The following is a 26,365-nucleotide window of genomic DNA, read 5'->3' on the forward strand; positions in this document are numbered from 1 at the left end:
TTCAATCGCTTTTGCGCGCCGGTTCCGGCCGGCCGATCCTCAATCCGGCCAGGCAGGGCGTGGTCAGGTTCGTCGCAAAGGCCTCCGCTTCCGCGCTGGCAATCCGGCCACTTGCTTTGTAATACCAGGTGACGCCCTCGGGTGTCGGACCATGCTGGACTAGCGAGGGCGGGGCCGTTTCGGGCAGGGGGCGCAGACCCGATCGTTGGAGCATCCGGTCGAATCTCACGCATGTCGCCTTGGGAAGAATGAGGAGGGTGCCGTCGACGGCGTATGTGCCGTATTCGACGGAGGCGATGCCAGTGCGCTTCGCCTGTTCCGCGGACGGCCTGAACACCAGCGTCTTGGGATTCGTCAGCGGTTTCAGCGTCGGGGCTTGGTCGTAGAAATCCAGCAAGGTGCGCAGCCGGTTCGGGCCTGCCAGTTTCCAAACGCTGCCGAGAAAACGCGCCACTTCGTCCTGGGGCTGCGCGGGACCGGCAATCGCTTTTTCTTCGGCCGGGACAGCCTGGGCGGCACTGCCGTTTACCGCCGCAAGCCAGAGCAGCAGGGGCGCCAGGCGCATCAGCGGTCGAACGTCAGCCGCTGTCCCTGCGGGCTGCCGACCAGCTTGTCGCCGTCCCACGCCAGTACGCCGTTGACCCAGGTGGAGGCGATCCGCGAGCGGAAGGTCATGCCCTCGAACGGCGACCAGCCGCATTTGCTGAGCACGTCCTCGCGGCGGACGGTCAGCGGCGCGTCCTCCACCAGAACCAGGTCGGCGGCATACCCTTCGCGCAGGAAGCCGCGCCGTTCGACATCGAACAGCTGCGCCGGCGCATGGGCGAACTTCTGCACCACCTGCGCGGTGGTCAGCAGGCCGTCGTGCACCTTCTCCAGCGCCAGGTTCAGCGCGTACTGCACCAGCGGCAAACCGCTGGGTGCGTCGACGTAGGGCTTGTTCTTTTCTTCCAGCGTATGCGGCGCGTGGTCGGTGGCGAGCACGTCCAGCACGTCCTCGGCCAGCGCGCGCAGGATGGCGTCGCGGTCGGAGACGTCCTTGATCGCCGGGTTGCACTTGATCAGGTTGCCCAGCCGCGCGTAGTCGGGGCGGGCGAAGTGGAGGAAGTGCACGCAGGTCTCGGCGGTGATCTGCTTGCGGCTGCCATCGGCGCGGACCAGCGGGGCCTTCTCGAACAGCGCCAGCTCGTCGGCGGTGCTGATGTGCAGCACGTGCAGGCGGGTGCCGTGGCGCCGCGCCAGGTCGATGGCCAGCCGGGTGGACTTGATGCAGGCCTCGCGCGAGCGGATGTCCGGGTGGCATTCCACCGGGATGTCGTCGCCGTACTTCGCCCGGTATTCGGCGAATGTGGCGTCGATCATCGGGGTGTCTTCGCAGTGGGTGATGATCGGCACCGGGGTGTCGCGGAAGATCGCGTCCAGGGTCGCCGGGTCGTCCACCAGCATGTTGCCGGTGGAGGCCCCCATGAACACCTTGACGCCGGGCGCGGCCTTCGGGTCGAGCGCGCGGATCGCCTCGAGGTTGTCGTTGGAGGCGCCGTGGTAGAAGCCGTAGTTGCCCCAGACGCGGCCGGCCGCCCGGCGGTACTTGTCCTCCAGCGCGGCGCTGTCCAGCGTCGGCGGGCGGGTGTTAGGCATGTCCATGAAGCTGGTCAGGCCGCCGGCGACCGCAGCCGCCGATTCGGTGGCCATGTCGGCCTTGTATTCCATGCCGGGTTCGCGGAAATGCACCTGGTCGTCGATCATGCCCGGCAGGAGCCGGCGGCCATTGGCGTCGATGACGGTTTCGCCGGGCCTGGCGGCCAGACCGCTGCCGATGGCCTCGATGTGGCCGTCGCCGAAGCGCAGGTCACCGTCGAACTCGCGACCTTCGTTCACCAGGCGGGCATTGACGATCAGGGTGGAGGACATGGGGGCTTCCTTAGTGCGGCGGCACGGGATCGTGCCCGCCGGGATGGAGGGGGTGGCAGCGGCCGATGCGGCGGATCGCCAGCCAACCGCCGCGGAGGGCGCCAAATCGGCCAATTGCGTCCATCGCGTATTCCGAACAGGTCGGGACGAACCGGCAGCGTGTTCCCAGCAGGGGGCTGATCCAGCGCTTGTAGCCGCGCAACAGCGCGATGAGGAGTCTGTCGATCACGGACCGGCCACGGACGGGGAGGCAGGCGGAGCCTGAGGATTCATGTGGTTGCCGCCTTGCGCGTGGCAGGGTATAACAGCGCGCCTTCCCGCCTCAAGGGAAAACCCAAGGAATACCTCGACGTGGCAGCGAAGAAACCCGCGAAGAAGGTCGCCAAGGCGGCCAAGAAAGCCGCTCCGGCCAAGAAGCCGGTGATCGCCAAGAAGGCCGCGCCGGCCGCCAAGAAGGTGGCGCCCAAGCCGGCGGTGAAGCCCGCCGCGAAGAAGACGGCGAAACCGGTGGCCAGGCCTGCTGCGAAGAAGGCGGTGGCCAAGAAGGCGCCCGCGAAGAAAGTCGCGCCGGTGAAGAAGGCGGCGCCAGCCAAGAAGGCGGTGGCGGCCAAGAAGCCGGCAGCCAAGCCCGTCGTCAAACCCGTCGCCAAGCCGGCGAAGCCGGTTGCGAAGAAAGTGGTCGCCAAGCCGGTGGCCAAGCCCGCCGCGAAGAAGGCAGCCCCGGTCGTGAAGCCGTCGCCGGCCGTCAAACCGACGGCTACGAAGGCGCCCGTGGTTTCCAAGGACGTGAAGAAGCAGGCGCCTGCGCCGAAGCCCGAACCGCAGAAGGCGGTCAAGGCGGCGGAAGCGCCGAAGAAAGAAACGCACAAGCCCGTGGCACCGCCGGCCGCAAAGCCGGCGCCGGCCGCGGACAACAAGAAGAAAGGGAAAGTGATGGTTGCGGTGAAGAAAACGTCCGGGGGCCAATCCGCGCCCAAGGGCAAGCACAAGGTAGTGCCTTACAAGGTCGATGAAGCCAGCGGTCGCCCGATCCTGCCCGCCGGCTACAAGCCGTCCGCGGACGAGGAATACATGAGTCCGCTGCAATTGGAATATTTCCGCCAGCGCCTGCTGCAGTGGCGGGCCGATCTGGTGGAGGAATCCAAGCAGACCATCGAGAACCTGCGCGAGGAAGTGCGCGACATCGGCGACGAGGCCGAGCGCGCGACCCGCGAAACCGAGAACTCGCTGGAGCTGCGCACCCGCGACCGCTACCGCAAGCTGATCGGCAAGATCGACAGCACGCTCAAGCGCGTGGACAGCGGCGAGTACGGCTTCTGCGTCGATACGGGCGAGGAGATCGGCCTGGACCGGATGGAGGCGCGGCTGACCGCCGAGCGCACCATCGATGCCCAGGAGCGCTGGGAGCATCTGCAGAAGCAGATGGGCGACTGAGGCAGGCAGCTGCCGGTTGACAGAAAAAACCCCGCCGAGGCGGGGTTTTTTCATGCGTCGGCGCTTGCGTGCCGTGTCGGTGCCAGCGCGGAGCGGGTTGCATCCCGCTCCGCGCATCGATTACTTGCTGTCCAGCCCGCGCTGTTCCAGCAGCGCCTCGATCTTCGCCTCGTAGCCGGCGAAGTTGGGGAACAGTTTGCCTGCCTCGATCTGGCCGCCCGGTGCCAGCACGAATTCGCGCAGGCGGTCGCCGTTCTGCAGGCTGAGCCCGCCGTTCTTGCGGATCCACTGGGTGGTGTTGGCGCCCAGAACCTCCGACCAGATGTAGGCGTAGTAGCCGGCCGCGTAGCCGCCCATGATGTGGCTGAAGTAGGGCGTGCGGTAGCGCGGCGGCACCGGCGCGTAGTCGAAGCCGTCGGCCTTCAGCGCCTGCGCTTCGAATGCCATCACGCCGCCGGCTTCCGGGATGTTTTCCAGCGGCAACTGGTGCCAGCGCTGGTCCAGCATCGCCGCTTCCAGATATTCGGTGGTGGCGAAGCCCTGGTTGAACTTCGACGCCGCGATCACCTTGTCCAGCAACGCCTTCGGCATCGCCTCGCCGGTCTGGTAGTGCTTGGCGTAGTGGGCCAGGATCTCGGGCCAGTCGGCCCACATCTCGTTGACCTGCGACGGGTATTCGACGAAGTCGCGCGGCACGTTCATCGAGAAGTACGGGTAGCGCACGTCCTGGAAGAAGCCGTGCAGCGCATGGCCGAACTCGTGGAAGGCGGTGGTGACCTCATCCCAGGTGAGCAGGGTGGGCTTGCCTTCGGACGGCTTGGGCACGTTCAGGTGGTTGGCCACCACCGGCTTCTCGCCCAGCAGCGCCGACTGCGCCACGTAGGTGTTCATCCACGCACCGCCGCGCTTGGAAGGCCGCGCGTAGGGATCCCAGATGAAGATCGACAGGCGCTTGCCGTCCTTGTCGAACACGTCGTAGATCCAGGTGTCCGGGTGGTACTTGGGCAGGTCGGTGCGTTCCTTGAAGCTGATCCCGTACAGCTTGTTGGCGGCGTGGAAGACGCCGTTCTCGAGCACGTTCTTCATCTCGAAGTACGGCTTGAGCTGGCTTTCGTCGAAGCTGAACTTCGCCGCGCGCACCTTCTCGCTGTAATAGGCCCAGTCCCACGGCTGCAGGGCGAAGGTCGGCTGTCCCTTGGCCTTCTGCTCGGCGTCGATCATCGCCTGCAGGTCGGCACCCTCGCGACGGGCGTTGGCCACCGCCTTCGGCGCCAGCTGGCGCAGCATGGCGTTGACGTTGTCCTGGTTGGCGGCGGTTTCGTCGGCCAGCACGAAGTTGGCCGAAGTGTCGTAGCCCAGCAGGCGTGCGCGTTCGGCGCGCAGCTTCAGCACCTGCGAGACGATGGCGGTGTTGTCCCACTGGTTGCCGCGGCTGCCGCGGGCCACCGAGGCCTCGTGCAGGCGCTGGCGCAGCGCGCGGTTGGCCAGCTGTGCTTCGGCCGGCTGGCCGGTGGTGTTGAGCAAGGCGATCACGTACTTGCCGTCGAGTTTGCGCGCCTTGGCGGCTTCGGCGGCGGCGGCGACCTGCTCGTCGCTCATCCCGGCCAGCTCGTCGCGGCTGTCCACCACGATGGCGGAGGCGTTCACCTCGGCCAGCACGTTCTGGTTGAACTGCGTGCCCAGCTTCGACATCTGCGTGTTGATGTCGCGGATGCGCACCTTCTGCGCGTCGGTCAACGCGGCGCCACCGCGCACGAAGTCCTCGTAGCGCTTCTCCAGCAGGCGCGTGTCCACGGCATCCAGGCCCAGCGTGTCGCGGGCGTCGTACAGCTTCTTGATCCGGGCGAACAGCTTCGGATTGAGGGTGATCGCATCGCGGTGCGCGGAGAACTTCGGCGCGTACTCGGTCTGCAGCTTGTCGCGGGCGTCGTTCTTGTCGGTGCCGACCAGGTTGAAGAACACGTTGGTGGCGCGGTCCAGCAGCTGGCCGCTCTTTTCCATCGCCACGATGGTGTTCTGGAAGGTCGGTGCCTCCGGGTTGTTGGCGATTGCGTCCATCTCGCGCAGCTGCTCGGCCATGCCGGCGTCGAAGGCGGGGGCGAAGTCGCTGTCTTGGATCTTGTCGAACCGGGGGTAGTTCAGGTCCAGCGTGCTCGGGGTGGCGAACGGCCCGCTGTAGGTGGTGGCGGTGTTCATCGAAGTCGAAGCCTCCTGCTTCTTCGCGGCGTGGGCGGGGGCCATGCCCAGGGCGGCGGAAATGGCGAGCGCGAGCGCGCAGGCGATGGGTTGTTTCATGGTTTCTGGGTCCGGTAGTTCGACGGAGGATGGCGGCCGAGCAGGCTCGGCGCTGTGCGATGGACGCGCGCGCAAGGTTAACGCATGGCCGCCGACCGCAGGAGTGAAGAAGGTATGGCCAACGGTCGATTGATTTCCCGCGGATTACGGATAGGCTGGATCAATCCCCTGCGCCGCATCGCGGCGAACGAGCCGCCCGATGCCAACCGCATTCGATTTCGAGGCCACCGGCCTGGATGGAACTCCCCAGCCTCTGTCGCAATGGCGCGGCAAGGTATTGCTGGTCGTCAATGTCGCCAGCAAGTGCGGCTTCACCCCGCAGTACGCGGGGCTGGAGGCGCTGTGGCGCGCATATGGCGAGCGCGGGCTGGTGGTGCTGGGCTTTCCCTGCGACCAGTTCGGGCACCAGGAGCCGGGCGATGCGGACGAAATCCGCAATTTCTGCTCCCTGACCTTCGACGTGACCTTCCCTATGTTCGCCAAGGTGGAGGTGAACGGTATCAATGCCCACCCGCTTTGGCGCTGGCTGAAGAAGGAGAAAAGCGGTCTGCTCGGCATCGAGGCGATCAAATGGAATTTCAGCAAATTCCTGGTCGGCCGCGATGGGCGGGTGCTGGCGCGCTATGCGCCCACCGACAAGCCTGAATCACTGGCGGGCGACATCGAGGACGCCCTGGCATGACCCGGGACACATTGTCAGGCGGCAGCTACCGGTTGGAGTTCGATTACCAGGCGCCGCTGTTGACCGTGCGCTTGCTGGGCGAGGTCGCGGCCGAGAAGAATCTGGAGACAACCCGCGAGTACTGGCAGCACATCGCCGACCGGGTGTCGGCTTGCGGTGCTGACGCATTGCTGGTGCTGGATGCGCTGCCGGGCGAGGTGATGGGCGATGCCGACCTGGTCCGCTTTTTCAACGGCGTGGCCGGGCTGGGCCTGGATCGGGTCCGGATTGCCTACGTCGAGGCCCGCACCGACCAGATGCCGCGGATCGAGTACGTGGAACAGCTGGCGCTGGAGCGCGGCTACCGGATCCGCATGTTCGCCAACGAGCCGGAAGCCCGGCTCTGGCTGCGCTACGGCGGCGACTAGCGCAGGCGGGCGCAGCCCTGGCTGCGGCTATTTTTCGACGAATGCCCGCTCGAACACGTACTCGCCGGCGGTACCGATCCGCGGCGAGGCGGTGAAACCGCGTGCGTCGAGGATGCTGCGGAAATCCGCGAGCATCTGCGGACTGCCGCAGATCATCGCGCGGTCGAACGCCGGGTCCAGCGCGTCGAGACCCAGCGCGTCGGTGATCCTGTTCTGGTCCAGGTGGTCGGTGATGCGGCCGCGATGATCGCGGCCGCGATACTCGAACGCCTCGCGCGAAACCGCCGGGTAGTAAAGCAGGCGGTCGCGGATCATCTCGCCCAGCAGCGCGTGGTTGGGCAGTTCGCGCTCGATGTAGTCGCGGTAGGCCAGATCTTCGGCGCCGCGCACGCCATGGCACAGGACCACGCGCTCGAAGCGTTCGTAGGTTTCCGGGTCCTTGATCACCGACAGCCACGGCGCCAACCCGGTGCCGGTGCCCAGCAGGTACAGGTTGCGGCCGGCGTGCAGGTCCGAGATCAGCAGCGTGCCGGTCGGTTTGCGGCCGATCAGGATGGTGTCGCCGGGCTTGACGTGCTGCAGGCGCGAGGTCAGCGGGCCGTCGGCCACCTTGATGCTGAAGAACTCCAGCTGTTCTTCCCAGTTGGCGCTGGCGATGGAATAGGCGCGCATCAGCGGCTTGCTGCTGCCGTCCGGCTGTTGCACCTCCAGCCCGATCATCACGAACTGGCCGTTGTCGAAACGGAAGCCGTCGTCACGGGTCGTGGTGAAACTGAAGTAGGCGTCCGTCCAGTGACGGACATCGAGCACCGTTTCGGTGCCGAAGGGGGAGGCCATGCGCGTGGGGTGGGCTGCGGGGAGTAGCCGCCTATTTTACGTGGCGGCGCAGCATGGCGTTTGATCAGGGACAAATTGACCCGGATTTGCCATGCCGCGCGCCATGCTGCGGGCATGGAAACCGCGGGCACGCTCTGGACCATCGGCCATTCCAACCGGCGGTGGGCGGAATTCGAATGCATGCTGGCCGAAGCCGGCATCGAGCAGCTGGTGGATGTGCGCCGCTTTGCCGGCTCGCGCCGCAATCCCCAGTTCTCGCGCGATGCGCTGCCGGCGGCGCTCGCCGTGGCCGGCATCCGATATTGGCCGCTGCCGGACCTTGGCGGGCGCCGCAAGGCCGATCCCGATTCACCGAACATGGCCTGGCGGGTGGAGGCGTTCCGCGCCTATGCCGATCACATGGCCTCGGCGGATTACATTGCCGCCCGCAAGGCGCTGATGGCCGAGGCGGCGGCCAGCCGCACCTGCATCATGTGTGCGGAAGCCGTCTGGTGGCGCTGCCACCGGCGGCTGGTGTCGGACGACTTCTTGCTCCGCGGCTGGACCGTGCTCCATCTGATGGGTCCGGGCAAGCTGGCGCCGCATGAGGCCAACCCGGATGCGGTGATGATCGAGGATGTCGTCCGCTACCCCGGGTCGCAACCGCGCTTGCTCTAGCTCGCGCCGGCTGCGGGCGTTTCCCCCGTCAGCGCTTCCTGCGCTGCAGCCTGCCCCAGGCTGGGCCGCGCCAGGTCACGGCCCGTTTCGGCGGCAATCGCGGGCAGGGTCGCCGGATCCAGCAGTCCGAGCGACGCCGCGTGCTGGGCCATCGCCAAGCTGTCGGCGGCGCGAAGCATCGGTACGCCGGTGTCTTCGATGCGATGGATGTAGCCGTCCACGCCCAGATCGCGGGTGGAGTCGGCATCGGGGTCGACGTCGCGGATGTAGATCGCGGCGACCCGGTCGGGGTGCATGCGCGCGGCCTCGGCGTACAGCTCGGCGTCCGCCTGGCCGGAGTCGCCGAGCAGCACCCAGCGCAGCCTGGGGAATCGCTCGATCAGGTAGAGGGCGCGCTCCAGCTTGTGGCCATGGCCAGCGCTCTTGATGAACTTGCCGGTGTCGGTGCCGAGGTCGCGCAGGTGGATCGGTCCGAACGGAATCGCGTTGAGCTCCATGAAGTCTTCGAGCAGGTCGTACAGGTTCCACGGCGAGCTGGAGACGTAGAAGATCGGGTTGTGGGTGCCCTGCAGCGCGCGGTACAGGGCCGCGACGCCGGGCAGCGGCTTGCGGGTGCGCGCGTTGTGGAGGAACGTCAGTTGCGCCGCGGTCTTCCAGTCGGTTATGCCGCTGTGCAGGATGGTGTCGTCGATGTCCGAGATCACCCCGAAGCGCGCCCGCGGGCCCACCTGCAGCACCGGCTGCGGGGTCAGCAGGCTGCCGTCGGCGAGGCTGGCGCTGGCGTTGTCCCACAGCAGGTCGCTCATCGCGCCCGGGCTGTCGAAGGTGGAGTGCCAGTAGCCCTCGTGGTCGCTGCGCACCTCCACGCTGTTGCCGCGGTAGTGCAGGCGCACCGGGACGTCAGGCACCTCGTCGCTCTCGAAGCGTCGATACGTGTCGAGCAGGTTGTCCCACCAGCCGGCGTCGTCCAGCGGCCCGCCCTGGGGCTTTTCCGCCAGCACCCGCCCGGTCAGCTCCACCCCGCGTTCGTCGGCGAAGCCACGGTAAGCGGCCAGGTGGCGCGGCCTGCCGCGCCCCAGGCGGGAATCCACGCGGCGCCACAGCGCGTCGAGCTGGTCGTCGGCATCGATCACGGCGTCCTTGAGGTGTTCCAGGACAGCCTCCGGCCAGCGTCGCGACGGTGCGTCGCCGCTCATAGAGCCTCGGCAATGGCGGGGGGCGTCAGGCGCAGCAACTTGCCATCCGACTCGTCAGTGACCACGTAGACAGTGCCAGCGCTGTCGACGCGCACGTCGCGGATGCGGCTGTGCAACTCGGTGAGCAGGCGCTCCTCGGCGACGATGCGGTCGCCCTGCAGGCTCAGCCGGATCAGGCTCTGGCCGGCCAGCGCGCCGAGCAGCAGGCTGTCGTTCCACGCGCTTTGCGGGTGGCCGACCAGGAAGGCCATCCCCGACAGCGCCGGCGATTTCGCCCATACGTGATAGGGGCGCTCCATGCCGGGCGCCTCGCGACCGCGGGTCTCCGCATAAGGCCGGTTGGTCAGGTAGTCCATGCCGTCGCTGATCACCGGCCAGCCATAGTTTTTCCCCGCCTCGGGCAGGTTGATCTCGTCGCCACCGCGTGGCCCGTGCTCGCTCTGCCACAGCCGGCCGCTGCGCGGGTCCACCGCCATGCCCTGCATGTTGCGGTGGCCATAGCTCCAGATCGTGCGGCGGACGCCGACGCCGTCGGCGAACGGGTTGTCGGCCGGAATGCCGCCGTCCAGCTTGAGACGCACGAGTTTGCCCTGCAGTACCTCGAGATCCTGCGCCAGTTCCTTCTGGTTGCGCTCGCCCTGGCTGATGAAAACGTGGCCACGGCCGTCGAAGGCGATCCGCGAGCCGAAGTGGTTCGGCCCCTTGAGCTTGGGGGTCTGCCGATAGATCACGCGCAGGTCGGATAGCGCGGCATCACCTAGGGAGGCAGTGGCTACGGCGGTGCCGGCGGTGTCGTCCGGTCCGGGCTCCGCGTAGCTCAGCCAGATGCGCCGGTTGCCGGCGAAGCCGGGATCGAGCACGACATCCAGCAAGCCGCCCTGGCCTTCGGCGAATACGGCCGGCACCCCGGCGAGGGGCGCGGACACCGCGCCGTCGGCGTAGATCCGCCGCAGCCGCCCCGGCCGTTCGGTGACCAGGAAGCCGCCGTCCGGCAGCAGCGCTACCGCCCAGGGATGCTCCAGCCCGCTGGCCACGGTTTCAATGCGCAGTTCGCCGGTCCTGGAGGCTTCGGTCTGCGGCGGGGCGGTGCCGGCGACGGGGGTAGGCCGGGCGCAGGCATTCAGCATCAGTGGCAGCGCGAGGCAGAGAAGAAGTCGGGGAATACGTTGCATGGCGGTTTCCTTCTCTGGCGTGGCGTGGCGTGGCGTGGCGCGGGGAGGGGAGGGGAGGGAAGGGAAGGGAAGCTGGCTCAACGGTAGCCGGCGGCCTGCAGCTCGAACAGCTCCGCATAGCGTCCACCCTGGGCCATCAGCTGTGCGTGGGTACCGCTGGCTTCCACCCGGCCATCGGCCAGTACCAGGATGCGGTCGGCCATGCGCACGCTGCTGAAGCGGTGGCTGATCAGCACGGCGGTCTTGCCTTCGGACAGCTCCTTGAAGCGTTCGAACACCTCGAACTCGCTGCGCGCGTCCAGTGCCGCGGTGGGTTCGTCGAGGATCATCACCTGCGCCTCGCGCATGTAGGCGCGGGCGATCGCGATCTTCTGCCACTGGCCGCCGGACAGGTCCACGCCCTGCTTGAAGCGGCGGCCGATGATCTGGTCGTAGCCATTCGGCAGCGCTGCCACCACCTCGTCAGCCAGCCCCTTGCGTGCGGCCCGTTCGATGCGTTCGCGGTCGTCCATCGCATCGATCTGGCCCACGCCGATGTTCTCCGCCGCGGTCAGGTGGTAGCGCACGAAGTCCTGGAAGATCACCCCGGTGTTGGCGCGCAGGTCGTCCAGGTCGTAATCGCGCAGGTCGCGTCCGTCGAGCAGGATGCGGCCTTCGTCGGGGTCGTACAGGCGCGCCAGCAGCTTCACCAGGGTGGTCTTGCCGGCGCCGTTCTCGCCCACCAGCGCCAGTACTTCGCCGGCATGCAGCTCGAAGCTCAGGCCGCGCAACGCCCAGCGCTCGCTGCCCTCGTAGCGGAAGCCGACGTTCTCGAACACGAAGCCGGTGCGGATCGGGTCGGGCACCGCGATGGCATCGGGCTTACTGGCGATCTCCGGCTCGATTTCGAAGAAGGAATACAGGTCGTCCAGGTACAGCGCCTGTCCGGCCACCTGCGAGAAGCCGCTCAGCAGGCTTTCCAGCAGCTGGCGCAGGCGGCGGAAGCTGCCGGCGAGGAAGGTCAGGTCGCCGATGGAGAAGTCGCCGCGCACGGTCCGCCAGGCGATGTAGCCGTAGGCGACGTAGTAGCCCAGAGTGCCCAGCGTGGCCAGCAGCGTGCCCCACAGCGCACGCCGTCCGGCCAGCCGCCGGTTTGCTTCGAAGAACTTTTGCGACAGCGTGCGGAAGCGTTCGATGAAGAAGCGGTTGAGGTCGAAGATCTTGACCTCTTTGGCGGTTTCCACGCTGGCGCCCATCTGGCGCAGGTATTCCAGCTGGCGGCGCTCCGGCGTCCACTGGAAGTTGAGCGAGTAGTTCAGCGCGTTGAAGTGGGATTCGCCGATGAAGGCCGGGACCAGCGCCACCGCCAGCAGGACCATCAGCCAGGGCGCGTAGGCCAGCAGGCCGGCGGCGAAGGTCAGCACGGTGATCGCGTCCTGCGCCTGGCCGAACAGCTGGCTGAGCAGGTTCATCCGCCCCACCGTCTGCCGTCGCGCGCGGTCCAGCCGGTCCTGCAGGTCGGCGTCCTCGAAGTCCTCCAGGTCCAGCAGCGCCGCGTGTTCCATGAGGCGGATGCTGGTGGCGTTGGTGAACAGCTCGGACAGTACCGCGTCGACATAGCCGGCCAGGCGGCCCAGCAGGTCGGAGCCGATCGCCAGCGCCAGTTCCAGCGCCAGCAGCAGCACCATGTGGTCGAGTTGGCCGGAGCGCCACGCCGACGCCAGTTCATGCGGCAGGCCCAGCCCGATCAGGCGGACCGCCTCGTCGATGATCAGCTTGCCGATGTACAACGTGGCGATCGGCAGCAGCGCCCGCAGCAGGCGCAGGCCGATGGCTGCCAGCGTCAGCGGCCGGCTGGTGTTCCAGATCTCGCGCAGGAACGGCCGCAGGTTGCGCATCGCGTCGAAACGCTGGCGCAGGTCGAGCCGGGGCTGTGGGGGTGGGGTGGGGGGCATGCGGACGGTTCAGACGGCGGGAGCGGCTGGCCTTAAAATACCCCCAAGCCTCCCCCTCGCATTGACGCCATCGTGACCACCATCAAGCAGGACGACCTGATCCAGTCCGTCGCCGACGCGCTGCAGTACATCAGCTATTACCACCCGGTCGATTACATCAAGAGCCTCGCCGCCGCCTGGGAACGCGAGGAGTCGCCCGCGGCCAAGGACGCGATGGCGCAGATCCTGATCAATTCGCGCATGTGCGCCGAAGGCCACCGCCCGATCTGCCAGGACACCGGCATCGTCACCGTGTTCCTGGAAGTGGGCATGGACGTGCGCTGGGAGGGCTTCACCGGTTCGCTCGAGGATGCGGTCAACGAGGGCGTGCGCCGCGCCTACCTCGATCCCGACAACAAGCTGCGCGCCAGCGTGCTGGCCGATCCGGCCGGCAAGCGCGTCAACACCAGGGACAACACGCCCTGCGTCATCAACGTCAAGATCGTCTCCGGCGACAAGCTCGACGTGATCGTGGCGGCCAAGGGCGGCGGCAGCGAAGCCAAGAGCAAGTTCGCGATGCTCAACCCGTCCGATTCCATCGTCGACTGGGTGCTCAAGACCGTGCCGACCATGGGCGCCGGCTGGTGCCCGCCGGGCATGCTTGGCATCGGCATCGGCGGCACCGCCGAGAAGGCGATGCTGCTGGCGAAGGAATCGCTGATGGAGGAGATCGACATCCAGGAGCTGATCGCGCGCGGACCGTCCAATCGCGTCGAAGAGCTGCGCATCGAGCTGTTCGAGAAGGTCAATGCGCTGGGCATCGGCGCGCAGGGCCTGGGCGGGCTGACCACGGTGCTGGACGTCAAGATCAAGGACTTCCCGACCCACGCCGCCAACCTGCCGGTGGCGCTGATCCCCAACTGCGCGGCCACCCGCCACGCGCATTTCACCCTCGACGGCAGCGGCCCGGTGATGCTGGACCCGCCGTCGCTGGAAGACTGGCCCAAGCTCACCTACAGCCCGCAGAACGCGCGCCGGGTGGACCTGGACACGATCACCCGCGAGGAAGTGCAAACCTTCAAGCCGGGCGAGGTGCTCCTGCTCAACGGCAGGATGCTCACCGGCCGCGACGCCGCGCACAAGCGCATGGTCGACATGCTCAACCGGGGCGAAGAACTCCCGGTGGATCTGCGCGGACGCTTCATCTACTACGTGGGACCGGTGGATCCGGTGCGCGACGAGGTCGTCGGTCCGGCCGGCCCGACCACCGCCACCCGCATGGACAAGTTCACCGAGCAGGTCCTTTCCGCCACCGGCCTGCTGGGCATGATCGGCAAGGCCGAGCGCGGCCCGGCGGCGCTGGAGGCGATCCGCAGGCACCAGTCGGTGTACCTGATGGCGGTCGGCGGTTCGGCCTACCTGGTGTCGAAGGCGATCAAGGCGGCCAAGGTCGTCGGCTTCGCCGACCTCGGCATGGAGGCGATCTACGAGTTCGAGGTCAAGGACATGCCGGTGACGGTGGCTGTGGACAGCACCGGCACCTCGGTGCACCAGACCGGCCCTCGCGAATGGCAGGCGAGGATCGGCAAGATCCCGCTGGCGGTGCTTACGTGAGCATGTCCCGCGTCGTCGACGGGCCGGGCTTCAGGATCCGCTACGACGGCCAGCCGGGTTACCTGCGCGCGCACGTGTACGACGGCACCGATTCGCTGCAGGTGTCGATGGCGATGTGGCGGATGCTGGGCGAGGAATGCCGCGCGGTCGGGGCCAACCGCCTGCTGGTGCTGGAGGAGCTGGATTCGACCGTCGACCTCGCCGACGTGGCGCAGGTCATCGATTCGATGGTCGATGCCGGCTTCAGGACGGTGCGGATCGCCTTCGTCGAGCTGCTGGACGATATCCAGGGCAGCGAGCACGGTGAGATCCTGTGCCTGGAGCGGGGCATCATCATCCGTACGTTCTCCGACGAGGACGCGGCCCGCCGCTGGCTGATGTACGGGGATTGAGCCGCAGGGCCGGGCTCAGCGCGGCTTTCGCGCGGCTCCGGCCTTGTCCTTGTCCTTGTCCTGGGCGGCCGGCGCGGCGGTGGCGCTGCCCAGTCCGTTGCCCAGGTTCTGCTGGAAGTCCTTCCACAGCGCCATGTTGCGCTCGGTCAGCTGGTTCAGCATCGCCCAAGGCGTCTGACCCAACATCCCGCCCATCTGCGAGCGGAACTGCTGCTGCTGTTCCAGGAACAGCTGCATCGAGCGTTCCAGGTAGTTGCCCATGAAGCCCTGCAGCGAGTCGCCGTAGAAGCGGATCAGCTGGCTGAGCAACTGGGTGGACAGCATCGGCTGCCCGTCCTGCTCATGCTCGGTGATGATCTGCAGCAGCACCTGTCGGGTCAGGTCCTCGCCGGTCTTGGCATCGCGCACTTCGAAGGATTCACCGTCGACGATCAGCTGGCGCACGTCCTCGATGGTGATGTAACTGGAGATCTCGGTGTCGTAGAGGCGGCGGTTCGGATACTTCTTGATGACGCGGATCGCGGACATTGAGCACGGACTCTGGACGGCACTGCAGCCAGCATGGCGCAGCGCAGCACGCGTTGCAACTCCCGGGCTGCCCGTTCCGGTTGCCGGAATTTTTTCCGGCAAATCGCGGATTTCACTGGATTTACCATCACCCCGTGCACGCTGCATCGCGCATCGCGCATCGCCAGCGGAGGTCGTTGCGCGGTCGCCGCTGCTGGAAAGCATGGATCCCGGGCTGCCCGCTTAAACTTGCAGGATGGGAAACGCATTGAAGGACCGCTTCGGCGGTATCGACCGCCTGTACGGCAGCGGCGCGCTGGCGCGCCTGTCGGACAGCCATGTGGTCGTGGTCGGCATCGGCGGGGTGGGCTCCTGGGCGGTGGAGGCGCTGGCGCGCAGCGGCGTGGGCAGGCTCACCCTGATCGACGCCGACGACCTGTGCGTGTCCAACACCAACCGCCAGCTGCCCGCGCTGGAAGGGCAGTACGGCCGCGCCAAGATCGAGGCGATGGCCGAGCGGTGTCGCGCGATCAATCCGGGTATCGCGCTGGACCTGAAGCCGCAGTTCCTCACGCCCTCGAACATGGATGCGCTGCTCGGAACGCCGGTGGACCTGGTGCTGGATGCCTGCGACAGCTTCCGCACCAAGGTCGAGGCGATCGCGTACTGCCGGCGTCGCAAGCAGCCGATCATCACCGTGGGTGCTGCCGGTGGACGCAGTGACGTGACCCAGATCCGGGTACGCGATCTGTCGCGCACCGAGCATGATGCGATGCTCTCGCTGATCCGCAAGAAGCTGCGCGGCGAGTTCAATTTCCCCAAGAACCACGATCGCTACTTCGGCGTGCCGGCGGTGTATTCGCTGGAGAATGTGCGCTATCCGCAGGCCGACGGCAGCGTCTGCGGCCTCCGCCCGCAGCTGGGCAGGGACGAGGCGCTGAAACTGGACTGCGGGGCGGGGCTGGGTGCTGCCACCCATGTGACCGGTGCATTCGCGTTCGCGGCGGTGGGCAAGGCGATGGAGATGCTGCTGAAGCCACCGAAGCACGGTTGAGTGTGGTTGCGGCCCGGCAGCGGGCTGCGGGTCGGCAGGTTGCGCGATCGTCCGGGATTCGCGTCCGGTTCTGGACGGCCTTGCAGGGCCTGCACTCGATCGCTTCCTACACAGCAAACAGCCGTCGCGCGTTGGCGCTGGTTGCACAGGCGATCTCATCCCGCGTTGCTTTGCGCAGGGTGGCGATGATGTCGAGGACTTCCGGCAGGTGCGCCGGCTCGTTGCGCTGGCCGCGATGCGCCGCGCCGGGCTGGTCGGGGCTGTCGGTTTCCAGCAGCAGTTGTTCCAGCGGCATGGCCGCAACGATGCCGCGCAGGCGGTTTGCCCGCTCGTAGGTGACCGGGCCGCCGATCCCGAGCAGGAAGCCGAGCCTGTGCAGCTGCGCGGCCTGTTCGGCGCTGCCGGAAAAACTGTGCACTACGCCGCGCACCCCGGGGAAGCGGCGGACGGCAGCGATCACCGCGTCCACCGCCCGGCGCGCGTGCACGATTACCGGCAGGTCGAATTCGGCAGCCAGCGCGAGCTGCCCGTCGAAGTAGTGCTGCTGACGCCCGGGGTCCAGCCCTTCGACGAAATAGTCCAGTCCGCATTCGCCGACCGCCAGCGGCCTTTCGCGCTCGATCCAGTCGCGCAGCTGGTTCAGATGCTCCGGGCGATGCTCGGCCAGATACATCGGGTGCAGGCCGTAGGCAGGGTGCAGGCCGGGAAACTGCGCGCATACGGCTTTCAGCTTGGACCAGCCTGCAGCGTCCACGGCGGGCACGATCTGCACGTGCACGCCCGCCGCCAGCGCGCGCGCATGCGCATCGGCGCGGTCGGCGTCAAACTCCGCGGCATCGAAATGACTGTGGCTGTCGACCAGGCGCATCAGGCCATCAGCGCCGGCTTGCGCGCCCTTCGATGGGGGGCGGGAGCGTGCCCGGCTTTTTCTTCCAGCGCGACAGCAGCAAGGTGCCCAGGCCCAGCAGGATCTCGTCCGCGAACGGAATGAAGTCGGGGACCACCAGGTCGAGCAGGAACAGCGCGGCAGCCAGCAGGAACAGGCGCGGGAAGCTCAGCCTGCCGAACCAGCGCATCAGCGGCGATACAAGGGGATTGGCCATGTCCGGAAACTAGCATGCACGCGGTGCAAACATCGCGTGTGTGAAGCTGAACGCAGCCCGGTGCCATGCCGGCCTGCTCGGGATCGATTCAGATTGTCCGTGGTGCAATCGGTCGCGGAACAGGGACCACTCAACTCTCAGCGGGAGAACCACCATGCCGAAGAACAACACTCTTGCCGTTGCGCTTGCCGCGCTGCTGGTTGGCGGTGTGGCCACCGCGGGCTACATGAACAGCCGCAGCAACGAGGGGATTACCGCGCCGTCGCTGGCCGGTGGCGCTGCCACGCGGGCGCAGGTCGATTTCGCCGAGGTCGTTGGCGTCAAGCCGGTGACCGAGCGCGAGCCGCTGTACGCCACCGTCATCGGCAGCGAGCCGATCCGGGAATCCAATACGACCAGCACGCCGCGAGAGGTCTGCGAGAACGTGACGGTGCAGGAGCGCCTGCCGGAGCGTGACGGCAACGTCGGCGGCACCGTCGCCGGCGCAGTCATCGGTGGCCTGGTCGGCAATCAGGTCGGCGGCGGCAATGGCCGCAAGCTGGCCACCGTGGCTGGCGCGGTGGCTGGTGGCTACGCGGGCCGCGAGGTCGACCGGCGCCACGTCGGCGGCCAGGTGGTCAATCGCACCGATCGCCGCTGCCGCACCGTCAACAGCACCTCCACCAGCGCCCGCACCGTGGCGTGGAACGTGACCTATCGCAACCCCGACGGCACCACCGGCAGCATGCGCACCGACAGCAAGCCCGGCGAGCGGATCGCCCTGGGGGATGCCGAGCGGACGGTGGGATATGACGTGACCTACCGCTGGAATGGCCAGCAGCGCACCGTGCGCATGGACCAGGATCCGGGCACGCAGCTTCCGGTGATCGATGGCCGGGTAGTGACCCAGACGGCCTCGGCTGAAGGCACGACGCTGCGCTGATCCCACGTAGTTCAACCATGCAGTTGCCATGGCGGGGCCGGAGCGATCCGGCCCCGCCTGCGTTTGGCTGCCGGCAAAATGGCGATGCCGGCGAAACGCACGGCTTTTGCGGAAAGCCCGTCGTTACGCCTGGGCGGGATTGGCGAATCGTACGTACCGATTGCGCGGCATGCGCGATTACAATGGCGGTTCGTCCAATTCGACCGTCAAAACATGGCCCTGCATCCGTACGATCTCTACGACGTCCGCTCCCTGCTGAGCGAGGAAGAACGCGCGGTGCAGGACACCGTGGCGCGCTTCACCGACGAACGCGTGCGCCCGATCATCGGCGAGGCCTTCGACGCGGGCCGCTTCCCGAAGGAACTGGTGCCGGAGATCGCCGAAATGGGCCTGCTGGGTTCGTCGCTGCCGGAGAAGTACGGCTGCGCAGGCCTCAACGGCGTCAGCTACGGCCTGATCTGCCAGGAGCTGGAGCGCGGCGATTCCGGCATCCGCAGCTTCGTCAGCGTGCAGAGCTCGCTGTGCATGTATCCCATCTACGCCTACGGCAGCGAAGAGCAGCGCATGCGCTGGCTGCCGGACATGGCCGCGGGCAAGGTGATCGGCTGCTTCGGCCTGACCGAGCCGCACGGCGGTTCCGACCCGGCCAACATGAAGACCCACGCCAAGCGCGAAGGCGATGACTGGGTGATCAACGGCAGCAAGATGTGGATCACCAACGGCAACCTGGCCGACATCGCCATCGTCTGGGCGCAGACCGACGACGGCATCCAGGGCTTCCTGCTGGAAAAGGGCATGCCCGGGTTCACCGCGCAGGAGATCAAGCACAAGATGTCACTGCGTGCCTCGGTCACCAGCGCGCTGTTCTTCGACAACGTGCGCGTGTCGGATTCCAGCCGCCTGCCCAACGTGAAGGGGCTGAAGGGTCCGCTGGGCTGCCTGACCCAGGCCCGCTACGGCATCACCTGGGGCCCGATCGGTGCCGCCATCGCCTGCCTGGACGAGGTGATCCACTACACCAAGGAACGCATCCTGTTCGGCCGCCCGGTGGCCGCCACCCAGAGCGCGCAGATCAAGATGGCCGAGATGGCCCGTCGCATCACCCTGGCGCAGCTGCTGTCGCTGCAGCTGGGCAGGTTGAAGGATGCCGGCACCATGCAGCCTGCGCAGGTTTCGCTGGCCAAGTGGAACAACTGCCGCATGGCCATCGACATCGCGCGCGAATGCCGCGACCTGCTGGGCGGCGCCGGCATCACCACCGAGCACGCGGCGATCCGCCATGCGCTGAACCTCGAGTCCGTGATCACCTATGAAGGCACCGAAACCGTGCACCAGCTGGTGATCGGCCGCGAGCTGACCGGCATCAACGCGTTCTGATTCCGCGGAGGCCGGCGATGGAGTTCGGTCCCACCCTCGAAACCGCTCGCCTGCGCCTGCGCGTGCCGCAGGCGGGCGACTTCGAGCGCTTTGCCGAGGTGCTGGGCAACGAGGAGGCCGCGCGCTACATCGGTGGGCACCAGCCGCGCGCCGCGGCGTGGCGGCGCTTCCTGCAGATGCCGGGTGCTTGGGTGGTGCAGGGATTCGGCATGTTCTCGGTGATCGACAAGGCCAGCGGCCGCTGGCTGGGCCAGGCCGGGCCGTGGAAGCCGGATGGCTGGCCGGGCAACGAGATCGGCTGGACCTTCCATCCGGACGCCTGGGGCCGTGGCTATGCGACCGAAGCGGCCGTCGCCGCGCTCGACTGGGCCTTCGCCAACCTCGGCTGGGACGATGTCATCCACTGCATCGATCCGGCCAACGCCGCGTCGCAGGCGCTGGCGCAGCGCCTGGGTTCGCGCAACCTCGGCCCGGTGAGGCTGCCGGCGCCATACGAGGATGCGCCGTCCGAGGGCTGGGGCCAGAGCCGCGCGCACTGGGCGGAAAACCGGAAGCGTTTCGCATGATCGCCGTGCACGGCTTCTCGCCCTCGGGCAATTGCCACAAGGTGAAGCTGCTGCTGGAGCAGCTTGGCCACGACTACCGCTGGATCGAAACCAACAGCGCGATCGGCGAAACGCGGACGCCGGACTACCTGGCGAAGAATCCGAACGGCAAGGTGCCGATGCTCGAGCGCGAGGACGGCAGCGTCCTGGTCGAGTCGAACGCGATCCTGTGCTGGCTGGCCGACGGCACGCCGTTCCTGCCGGCCGATCCGTGGCAGAAGGCGCAGGCGCTGTCGTGGATGTTCTTCGAGCAGTACAGCCACGAGCCCTGCATCGCGGTGGCGCGCTTCATCTGTGGCTGGACGCCGCTGGATTCGCCGCGCCGTGCCGGCCTGCCCACGCTGCGCGAACGCGGCCACGCCGCGCTGGCGGTGATGGAGCAGCACCTCGCGTCGCATCCGTGGTTCACCGGCAGCGATTACGGCATCGCCGACATCGCCCTGTATGCGTATACCTGCGTGGCCCCGCACGGCGGCATCGCGCTGGACGCGTACCCGGCCGTGCGCGACTGGCTGGCCCGCGTCGAGGCCATGCCCGGCTTCGTACCGATGCCGGCGCCGGACGCCGCGGCGCAGGCGCTGATCGACCAGTCCACCTGACCTTCATTTCCATCGTCCTTCCCGCGCGGCGGGAAGGGGAGACCCGCATGTTCAATACCGTTCCCAATCCCATCCCGGCCCGCATGAAGGGCCTCAACCGCGCCGAGATCTGCGACGTCAACTTCCAGGAGTTCGTGCGCGGCTGGAACCGGCACGCCCAGCCCAAGCCGGCGCCGGACGAGGCGATCCTCGATGGCAGCGCGCTGGACGCCCGCGGGTTCCGGGAGCTGTTCGAGTCGCAGCTGATTTCGCGCCACCTGGACCTGATGGCGCGCGTGCTGCGGGTGCAGAACAAGGTCTTCTACACCATCGGCTCCTCCGGCCACGAGGGCAACGCGATGGTCGCGCGCGCCGCGCGCCATACCGACCCGGCGTTCCTGCATTACCGCAGCGGCGGCTTCATGGCCGAGCGCTTCCGCAAGCTGCCGGGCATGGATCCGATCATGGATTCGGCGCTGAGCTTCGCCGCCAGCGCGGAAGACCCGGCCAGCGGCGGCCGCCACAAGGTCTGGGGCAGCAAGCCGTTGTGGGTGCTGCCGCAGACCTCGACGATTGCGTCCCACCTGCCGAAGGCGCTGGGCACCGCGGTGGCGATCGAAGCCGGCAAGCGCCTCGGCGTGGGCCTGCCGATCCCGGACGATTCCATCGCCATCTGCTCGTTCGGCGACGCTTCCGCCAACCACGCCACCGCGCAGACCGCGTTCAACGCGGCCAGCTGGACGGCCTACCAGAAGCTGCCGGCGCCGGTGCTGTACGTGTGCGAGGACAACGGCATCGGCATCTCGGTAAAAACGCCGACGGGCTGGATCGGCGAGAGCTTCCGCAACCGCCCCGACCTCGATTACTTCTTCGCCGACGGCCTGGATCTGGCCGCCGGCTATGGCGACGTGCTGCGCGCCGTCGAGCATTGCCGCCGCACCCGCCGGCCGACCTTCCTGCACCTGCGCACCCAGCGCATCATGGGCCACGCCGGCACCGACTTCGAGATCGAATGGCGCAACATCGAGGAGTTGTGCGCGGTGGAGGCAGGCGATCCGCTGCTGCGCTCGGCCGCGATCGCGCTGGAGTCCGGTGCGATGACGAAGGACGAGATCCTCGCGCTGTACGAGGACACCCGTCGCAAGTGCTTCGCCGCCGCCGAGGATGCCGACAGCCGCCCGCGCATCGAGACGCTGGAGCACGTGATGCGCCCGCTGGCGCCTTACACCCCGGACAAGGTGCAGGCCGAGGCCACCCGCGCGCCGTCGCATGAGGCGCGCACCAAGGCATTCGGCGGCGAGGACAAGCTGCCCGAGAAGCAGGTACCGAAGCACCTGGCCATCCAGATCAACCAGGCCCTGCACGACCTGTTCGCCAAGTACCCGGAGACGCTGTTGTTCGGCGAGGACGTGGCCCAGAAGGGCGGCGTCTACACGGTCACCAAGGGCCTGCACAAGGCGTTCGGCAACCGCCGCGTGTTCAACACGCTGCTGGACGAAACCATGATCCTGGGCATGGCGCAGGGCTTTGCCAACATGGGCATGCTGCCGATCCCCGAGATCCAGTACCTGGCCTACCTGCACAACGCCATCGACCAGCTGCGCGGCGAGGCCTGCTCGCTGCAGTTCTTCAGCGACGACCAGTTCCGCAACCCGATGGTGGTGCGCATCGCCGGCCTGGGCTACCAGCGCGGTTTCGGCGGGCATTTCCACAACGACAACTCGGTGACCGCGCTGCGCGACATCCCGGGCCTGGTGGTCGGCTGCCCCTCGCGTGGCGACGACGCCGCGATGATGCTGCGCACGCTGGCGGCGCTGGCGAAGGTGGACGGCCGCGTCACCGCCTTCCTCGAACCCATCGCGCTGTACATGACCAAGGACCTGTACGAAGCGGGCGACGGCCAGTGGCTGACCGAGTACCCGGCCCCCGACCAGGCGCTGGTACTGGGCGAGGAGCGCGTCTACAACGCGGATGCCACCGACTGCGTGATCTTCAGTTTCGGCAACGGCATGCCGATGAGCCTGCGCGCGGCGCGCGAGATCGAGAAGAAACACGGCTGGAAGGTGCGCGTGGTCGACCTGCGTTGGTTGGTGCCGCTGAACCATGCGGCCATCGCGAAGCATGCGGGCGAGTGCGACCGCATCATCGTCGTCGATGAAGGCCGCTTCAGCGCCGGCATCGGCGAGGGCGTGATCACCGCGATCACCGAAGCGGGCTTCGGCGGCAAGCCGATCAGGCGCGTGGTCGGTGCGGACACCTACACGCCGCTGGCCGGCGCGGCCTTCCTGGTGATCCCGAAGGATGAGGACATCGTCGCGGCGGCGGCCACGCTGTAACCCCGGCGCGCGGACGGCGGCCGCGCGTGACGGTGCCGGTCGCGTCAGGGCGCGATCTTGCGCTTGAGCGCCCTGGCCACGGGCAGCGGCAGGCTCGGCAGCGAGCGCAGCAGCCACGGCAGCACGCGGCGCTTGGCGCCGCCCAGCGACTCCGGTACCACGGCTTCGATGAGGTGCGGGCCGGGGTGCGCCAGCGCGTACTCCAGCGCCTTGCAGAAGCTCTCCGCCGTGTCCGCGCGGGCGGCGTGCACGCCCATGCCCTGCGCCAGCCGGCAGAAGTCCAGCACCGGGCCGTGCAGGTCGAGCTGCGAGCGGGCCTTGGGGCCCGGCGCGGCGTCGGCACCCACGCGCTCCAGTTCAACGTTGAGCACCGAATAGCTGGCGTTGTTGAAGAGGATCGTGGTGACGTCGAGGCGTTCACGCGCCATCGTCCACAGTGCCTGCAGCGTGTACATCGCGCTGCCGTCGCCGACCAGCGCGAGGACCGGGCGGTCCGGGCAGGCGATGGCCGCGCCCACCGCATTCGGCAGGGCCTGGCCGATGGCGCCGCCGGTGAGGGTGAGCAGGTCGTGGCGCGGGCTGCCGGCGGTCATCGTGCCGAGCAGCAGGCCGGAGGTGATCGCCTCGTCGATGACGATGGCGCGCTCCGGCAGCAGGTGGCCGACGGCCTTGCAGACCTTGGCGGCAGTCAGGCGGCCGCGCGGGCGCGAGGGACGCGCCGCGGGCTGCAGCGCGGGCGCGGCCTGCGCGGCGTCCAGCGCGGCGGCGAGCTTGTCGAGACTTGCGGCGGCATCCTGTGCCGGCGTCGCCAGCGTATGCACGGCGCAACCCTCCGGCACCAGCTCGCTGGCCTTGCCGGGATAGGCGAAGAACGACACCGGCGGCTTGGCATCGACCAGCACCAGGTGTTCGATGCCGGTGAGCTGCAGCGTGGCCAGTTCGGCCAGGTAGGCGATGCGTTCCACCGCCGGCAGCCCGGCGCCGCGTTCCAACCGGGTCGGGAACACCTCGCAGAACAGCTTCACGCCGCACTGGGTGGCAATGCGTGCCGCGGCCAGCAGCGCCGGTTCACGCAGCGCCTGGCCGCCCAGCAGCAGCGCGGTCTTGCCGCCGCCGCGGATGGCGTCCGCGATGGCGGCAACGGTGGCATCGTCCGCCGGCGGCGGTGCGGGCGGCGGCGGGGGCGGGCAGGGCGTGCCGCCGTCGCCCCAACTCACGTCGGCCGGCAGGACCAGCGTCGCCACCTGGCCGGGCAGGCCGCGCGCGGCGCGGATCGCGTCCACCGCATCGGCGCACAGCGTCGCCGTGCTTTGCGAGGTGCGCACGAAGCCGGGCGAGACGTTGCGCGCCACGGTTTCGATGTCGGACTGCAGCTGCGCGTCCAGCGGCACGTGGTAGGTGGCATGGTCGCCCACGATGTTGACCACCGGCACCTTGCCCTTGCGCGCGTTGTGCAGGTTGGCCAGCCCGTTGCCCAGCCCGCAACCGAGGTGCAGCAGGGTGGCTGCCGGCTTGCCGGCCATCCGCGCATAGCCGTCGGCGGCGCCCGTGGCGACGCCTTCGAACAGCGCCAGCACCGCGCGCATGCGTGGCTCGGCGTCGAGCGCGGCGACGAAGTGCATCTCGCTGGTGCCGGGGTTGGAGAAGCAGACCTCGATGCCGGCGTCGGCCAGGGTCTTCATCAGGGCGTGTGCGCCGTTCATGGCTCAGGCTCCGGTCACGATGGCATGCGCGGCGGCGCGCGCGGTGAGGATGCAGCCGGGCAGGAAGGTGCCCTCCAGCGAGCGCTTGCCGCAGGCACCGCCGCCGCCGAAGCCGGCGGCCTCGCCCACGCAGTACAGTCCCGGGATCGGCGCTCCCTCCGCGTCCAGCACGCGGCTGTGCAGGTCGGTGCGCAGCCCGCCCAGGCTCTTGCGGGTGATCAGCTGCATGTGGATGGCGATGTACGGCCCGGCACCCGGTTGCTGCAGCGGCGCGGGCTTGCAGGTGCGCAGGCGGTCCGGGCCCCACTGGCGCGCGTGCAGGATGCGGCGGATTTGCGGGTCGTCTTCCGGGTTCGCGCCCGGCGCGAAGTGCGCGTCGAAGGCGTCGGCGGTGGCCTGCAGCGTGGCCGGGTCGACGTCGTGCGAGCAGGTCAGGGCGTTCATCCGGTCCGCCAGTCCGGCCAGCGTGTCGTCGACCAGGAAGTGGGTGCTTTCGGCCTGCATCTGCCGCACCAGCCGATGGTTGCCCAGCAGCGTCTCCTTGAGGAAGCGCAGGAATTGCTTGTCGCGGATGCGCGGGTTGTGCTCGGCGCCGGAGATCGCGAATTCCTTGGCCGCGATGCGCCAGTTGAGCAGGTGCCAGGTCCACGGCCGTTCCTGCTCGGCCACCCGCTGGCACAGCCAGTGGGTGTCGAACCCGGTCACCAGCGGCTCCGGGCCGATGCGCCGGCCCGTGTGGTCCAGCCACAGCGCCGACTTGCAGGGGATCGCGGACAGCCCGTGGCCCTCGAAATGCGGGAACGGATGCGGGAAGCCGGCGGCGTAGTTCCACATCTCGCCGGTGCGGACGATGCGGGCGCCCAGCGTTTCGGCGGCGTGGTGCATGGCGCCGTCGGCATAGGGGTGCGCGCCGTTGAGCATGGCCGCCGGCCGCGGGCGGTCCACCGGCCAGTTGCGGCGCGTTTCGACATGGCTGCCGTTGAGGCCGCCGGTGGCCAGCACCACCACGGGCGCGTCGATGCGGTGTTCCTCGCCGGTCGTTTCATTCAGCGCCAGTGCGCCCGCCATGCGGCCGTCGGTGGTCTCCAGTACGGTCACGCGATGGCGATGCAGCACGGTGAGGCTGCCGTTCGCACCGGCCTCGCGCAGCGCGGCGATCATCCGCCGGGTCAACTCGCGCGAAGTGCCCCAGACCACGTGGTAGCGCGGGACGGTGTTGCCGTCGCTATCGCGCCCGCGCTCCACCCAGTTCACCGCCGGCATGAACGTGATGCCGTGGGCCTGCAGCCAGTCGTGTACGTCGGCGCGCGAGCGCTCGACGTAGTGGCGTGCCCACGCCACCGCGTGCGTGTCGTCCGGGTCCAGTTCGCCGAAGCGCATCCAATCGGCGAATGCGCGCTCGGGCGAGTCGACGATCTTCTTGCGCGCTTGCAGCGGCGTGCCGACCAGCGCCATGCCGCCGAACGCCCACAGCGCCAAGCCGCCGAAGCGCTCCTGCGTGTCGCGATCCACCAGCACTACACGCTGGCCGGCGCGCAGGGCTTCCAGCGCCGTGATGATGCCGGCCAAGCCGCCGCCGACGACCAGAACATCGGTTTTCAACAATGCCATGCGGCCATTCCCCCGGATGCCATCGCCACCTGTCGTTGGCTGCGGTCATAGCCACCATA

25 protein-coding genes are annotated in these 26,365 nt (G+C 68.2%); 12 read left to right on the forward strand and 13 right to left on the reverse strand.

Annotated features, from left to right (window positions below):
• Window position 1 precedes the first annotated feature (1 nt).
• From ICG51_RS13435 to yidD, 3 genes are read right to left on the reverse strand one after another with little or no spacing between them, the layout of a single operon-like run.
• Window positions 2-565: a hypothetical protein gene (locus ICG51_RS13435; protein ID WP_190280826.1), complete on the reverse strand. Its 564-nt coding sequence runs from the start codon at window positions 563-565 to the stop codon at window positions 2-4.
• The gene (locus tag ICG51_RS13440) at window positions 565-1,911 is read right to left on the reverse strand and encodes a dihydroorotase (protein WP_190280827.1); all 1,347 of its coding nucleotides are present in this window, start codon (window positions 1,909-1,911) and stop codon (window positions 565-567) included. The genes ICG51_RS13435 and ICG51_RS13440 overlap by 1 nt, the downstream gene beginning before the upstream one ends.
• A gap of 10 nt (window positions 1,912-1,921) precedes the next feature.
• A complete protein-coding gene (gene yidD / locus ICG51_RS13445; protein ID WP_190280828.1) occupies window positions 1,922-2,140 on the reverse strand; it encodes a membrane protein insertion efficiency factor YidD in 219 nt (72 codons plus the stop codon).
• A gap of 122 nt (window positions 2,141-2,262) precedes the next feature.
• Between yidD and dksA the strand changes: the two genes are divergently transcribed.
• A complete protein-coding gene (gene dksA, locus ICG51_RS13450; RefSeq protein ID WP_190280829.1) occupies window positions 2,263-3,345 on the forward strand; it encodes an RNA polymerase-binding protein DksA in 1,083 nt (360 codons plus the stop codon).
• A 120-nt stretch (window positions 3,346-3,465) separates the two neighbouring features.
• Here dksA and ICG51_RS13455 read toward each other — a convergent pair whose 3' ends face one another.
• Window positions 3,466-5,628: a M3 family metallopeptidase gene (locus tag ICG51_RS13455; protein WP_190282495.1), complete on the reverse strand. Its 2,163-nt coding sequence runs from the start codon at window positions 5,626-5,628 to the stop codon at window positions 3,466-3,468.
• Between the two features lie 211 nt (window positions 5,629-5,839).
• On the opposite strand from ICG51_RS13455, the gene ICG51_RS13460 reads away from it, so the two are divergent.
• Together ICG51_RS13460 and ICG51_RS13465 are read left to right on the forward strand one after the other, a co-directional pair.
• Entirely contained in the window at window positions 5,840-6,322 is a 483-nt protein-coding gene (locus ICG51_RS13460) for a glutathione peroxidase (protein WP_190280830.1), read from the forward strand.
• Window positions 6,319-6,729: a hypothetical protein gene (locus ICG51_RS13465; protein WP_190280831.1), complete on the forward strand. Its 411-nt coding sequence runs from the start codon at window positions 6,319-6,321 to the stop codon at window positions 6,727-6,729. The genes ICG51_RS13460 and ICG51_RS13465 overlap by 4 nt, the downstream gene beginning before the upstream one ends.
• A 27-nt stretch (window positions 6,730-6,756) precedes the next feature.
• Here ICG51_RS13465 and ICG51_RS13470 read toward each other — a convergent pair whose 3' ends face one another.
• Window positions 6,757-7,566: a ferredoxin--NADP reductase gene (locus tag ICG51_RS13470; protein ID WP_190280832.1), complete on the reverse strand. Its 810-nt coding sequence runs from the start codon at window positions 7,564-7,566 to the stop codon at window positions 6,757-6,759.
• A 114-nt stretch (window positions 7,567-7,680) separates the two neighbouring features.
• Here ICG51_RS13470 and ICG51_RS13475 point away from each other — a divergent pair, with 114 nt between their 5' ends.
• On the forward strand, window positions 7,681-8,223 hold the full coding sequence (locus ICG51_RS13475) for a DUF488 domain-containing protein (RefSeq protein ID WP_190280833.1): 543 nt from the start codon (window positions 7,681-7,683) through the stop codon (window positions 8,221-8,223).
• On the opposite strand, the gene ICG51_RS13480 is transcribed toward ICG51_RS13475, so the two are convergent.
• The 3 genes from ICG51_RS13480 to ICG51_RS13490 form a co-directional block, all read right to left on the reverse strand.
• Window positions 8,220-9,419: a phosphatase domain-containing protein gene (locus tag ICG51_RS13480; protein WP_190280834.1), complete on the reverse strand. Its 1,200-nt coding sequence runs from the start codon at window positions 9,417-9,419 to the stop codon at window positions 8,220-8,222. The two genes, ICG51_RS13475 and ICG51_RS13480, sit on opposite strands and share 4 nt — an antisense overlap.
• Entirely contained in the window at window positions 9,416-10,591 is a 1,176-nt protein-coding gene (locus ICG51_RS13485; RefSeq protein WP_190280835.1) for a PQQ-dependent sugar dehydrogenase, read from the reverse strand. Before ICG51_RS13485 ends, ICG51_RS13480 begins: the two co-directional genes overlap by 4 nt.
• Before the next feature lie 77 nt (window positions 10,592-10,668).
• Window positions 10,669-12,525: an ABC transporter ATP-binding protein gene (locus ICG51_RS13490; protein ID WP_190280836.1), complete on the reverse strand. Its 1,857-nt coding sequence runs from the start codon at window positions 12,523-12,525 to the stop codon at window positions 10,669-10,671.
• Between the two features lie 72 nt (window positions 12,526-12,597).
• On the opposite strand from ICG51_RS13490, the gene ICG51_RS13495 reads away from it, so the two are divergent.
• The gene (locus ICG51_RS13495; RefSeq protein WP_190280837.1) at window positions 12,598-14,118 is read left to right on the forward strand and encodes a fumarate hydratase; all 1,521 of its coding nucleotides are present in this window, start codon (window positions 12,598-12,600) and stop codon (window positions 14,116-14,118) included.
• Window positions 14,115-14,510 carry a hypothetical protein gene (locus ICG51_RS13500; RefSeq protein WP_190280838.1) on the forward strand — a complete coding sequence of 132 codons (396 nt, stop codon included), beginning with the start codon at window positions 14,115-14,117 and terminating at the stop codon, window positions 14,508-14,510. Before ICG51_RS13495 ends, ICG51_RS13500 begins: the two co-directional genes overlap by 4 nt.
• 15 nt (window positions 14,511-14,525) lie before the next feature.
• Here ICG51_RS13500 and phaR read toward each other — a convergent pair whose 3' ends face one another.
• Window positions 14,526-15,038, reverse strand: a complete 513-nt coding sequence (gene phaR, locus ICG51_RS13505; protein WP_190280839.1) for a polyhydroxyalkanoate synthesis repressor PhaR — start codon at window positions 15,036-15,038, stop codon at window positions 14,526-14,528.
• Between the two features lie 235 nt (window positions 15,039-15,273).
• On the opposite strand from phaR, the gene ICG51_RS13510 reads away from it, so the two are divergent.
• A complete protein-coding gene (locus ICG51_RS13510; protein ID WP_190280840.1) occupies window positions 15,274-16,071 on the forward strand; it encodes a tRNA threonylcarbamoyladenosine dehydratase in 798 nt (265 codons plus the stop codon).
• 106 nt (window positions 16,072-16,177) lie between these two features.
• Here the strand turns inward: ICG51_RS13510 and ICG51_RS13515 are convergent, their stop codons facing one another.
• Both ICG51_RS13515 and ICG51_RS13520 read right to left on the reverse strand, forming a co-directional pair.
• Window positions 16,178-16,942: a TatD family hydrolase gene (locus ICG51_RS13515; protein ID WP_190282496.1), complete on the reverse strand. Its 765-nt coding sequence runs from the start codon at window positions 16,940-16,942 to the stop codon at window positions 16,178-16,180.
• 4 nt (window positions 16,943-16,946) lie between these two features.
• Window positions 16,947-17,174, reverse strand: coding sequence for a DUF6116 family protein (locus ICG51_RS13520; protein WP_028838123.1), 228 nt, complete (start codon window positions 17,172-17,174; stop codon window positions 16,947-16,949).
• Window positions 17,175-17,328: 154 nt separating this feature from the next.
• On the opposite strand from ICG51_RS13520, the gene ICG51_RS13525 reads away from it, so the two are divergent.
• From ICG51_RS13525 to ICG51_RS13545, 5 genes are all read left to right on the forward strand, one after another.
• The gene (locus ICG51_RS13525; protein ID WP_190280841.1) at window positions 17,329-18,096 is read left to right on the forward strand and encodes a glycine zipper 2TM domain-containing protein; all 768 of its coding nucleotides are present in this window, start codon (window positions 17,329-17,331) and stop codon (window positions 18,094-18,096) included.
• Window positions 18,097-18,309: 213 nt separating this feature from the next.
• On the forward strand, window positions 18,310-19,473 hold the full coding sequence (locus ICG51_RS13530) for an acyl-CoA dehydrogenase family protein (protein ID WP_190280842.1): 1,164 nt from the start codon (window positions 18,310-18,312) through the stop codon (window positions 19,471-19,473).
• A 17-nt stretch (window positions 19,474-19,490) separates the two neighbouring features.
• A complete protein-coding gene (locus ICG51_RS13535; protein WP_190280843.1) occupies window positions 19,491-20,039 on the forward strand; it encodes a GNAT family N-acetyltransferase in 549 nt (182 codons plus the stop codon).
• Complete coding sequence (locus ICG51_RS13540) at window positions 20,036-20,677, forward strand: glutathione S-transferase family protein (protein WP_190280844.1); 642 nt, start codon at window positions 20,036-20,038, stop codon at window positions 20,675-20,677. Before ICG51_RS13535 ends, ICG51_RS13540 begins: the two co-directional genes overlap by 4 nt.
• Before the next feature lie 47 nt (window positions 20,678-20,724).
• Window positions 20,725-22,992 (forward strand): thiamine pyrophosphate-dependent enzyme, encoded by a 2,268-nt coding sequence (locus tag ICG51_RS13545; protein WP_190280845.1) that lies wholly within the window; start codon window positions 20,725-20,727, stop codon window positions 22,990-22,992.
• A 44-nt stretch (window positions 22,993-23,036) separates the two neighbouring features.
• Here the strand turns inward: ICG51_RS13545 and ICG51_RS13550 are convergent, their stop codons facing one another.
• Complete coding sequence (locus ICG51_RS13550) at window positions 23,037-24,695, reverse strand: acetolactate synthase large subunit (protein ID WP_190280846.1); 1,659 nt, start codon at window positions 24,693-24,695, stop codon at window positions 23,037-23,039.
• A gap of 3 nt (window positions 24,696-24,698) precedes the next feature.
• Window positions 24,699-26,306, reverse strand: a complete 1,608-nt coding sequence (locus ICG51_RS13555; RefSeq protein ID WP_190280847.1) for an FAD-dependent oxidoreductase — start codon at window positions 26,304-26,306, stop codon at window positions 24,699-24,701.
• Window positions 26,307-26,365: the final 59 nt, after the last annotated feature.

The sequence above is a fragment of the Thermomonas sp. XSG genome, from assembly GCF_014678725.1.
Lineage (GTDB): Bacteria > Pseudomonadota > Gammaproteobacteria > Xanthomonadales > Xanthomonadaceae > Thermomonas.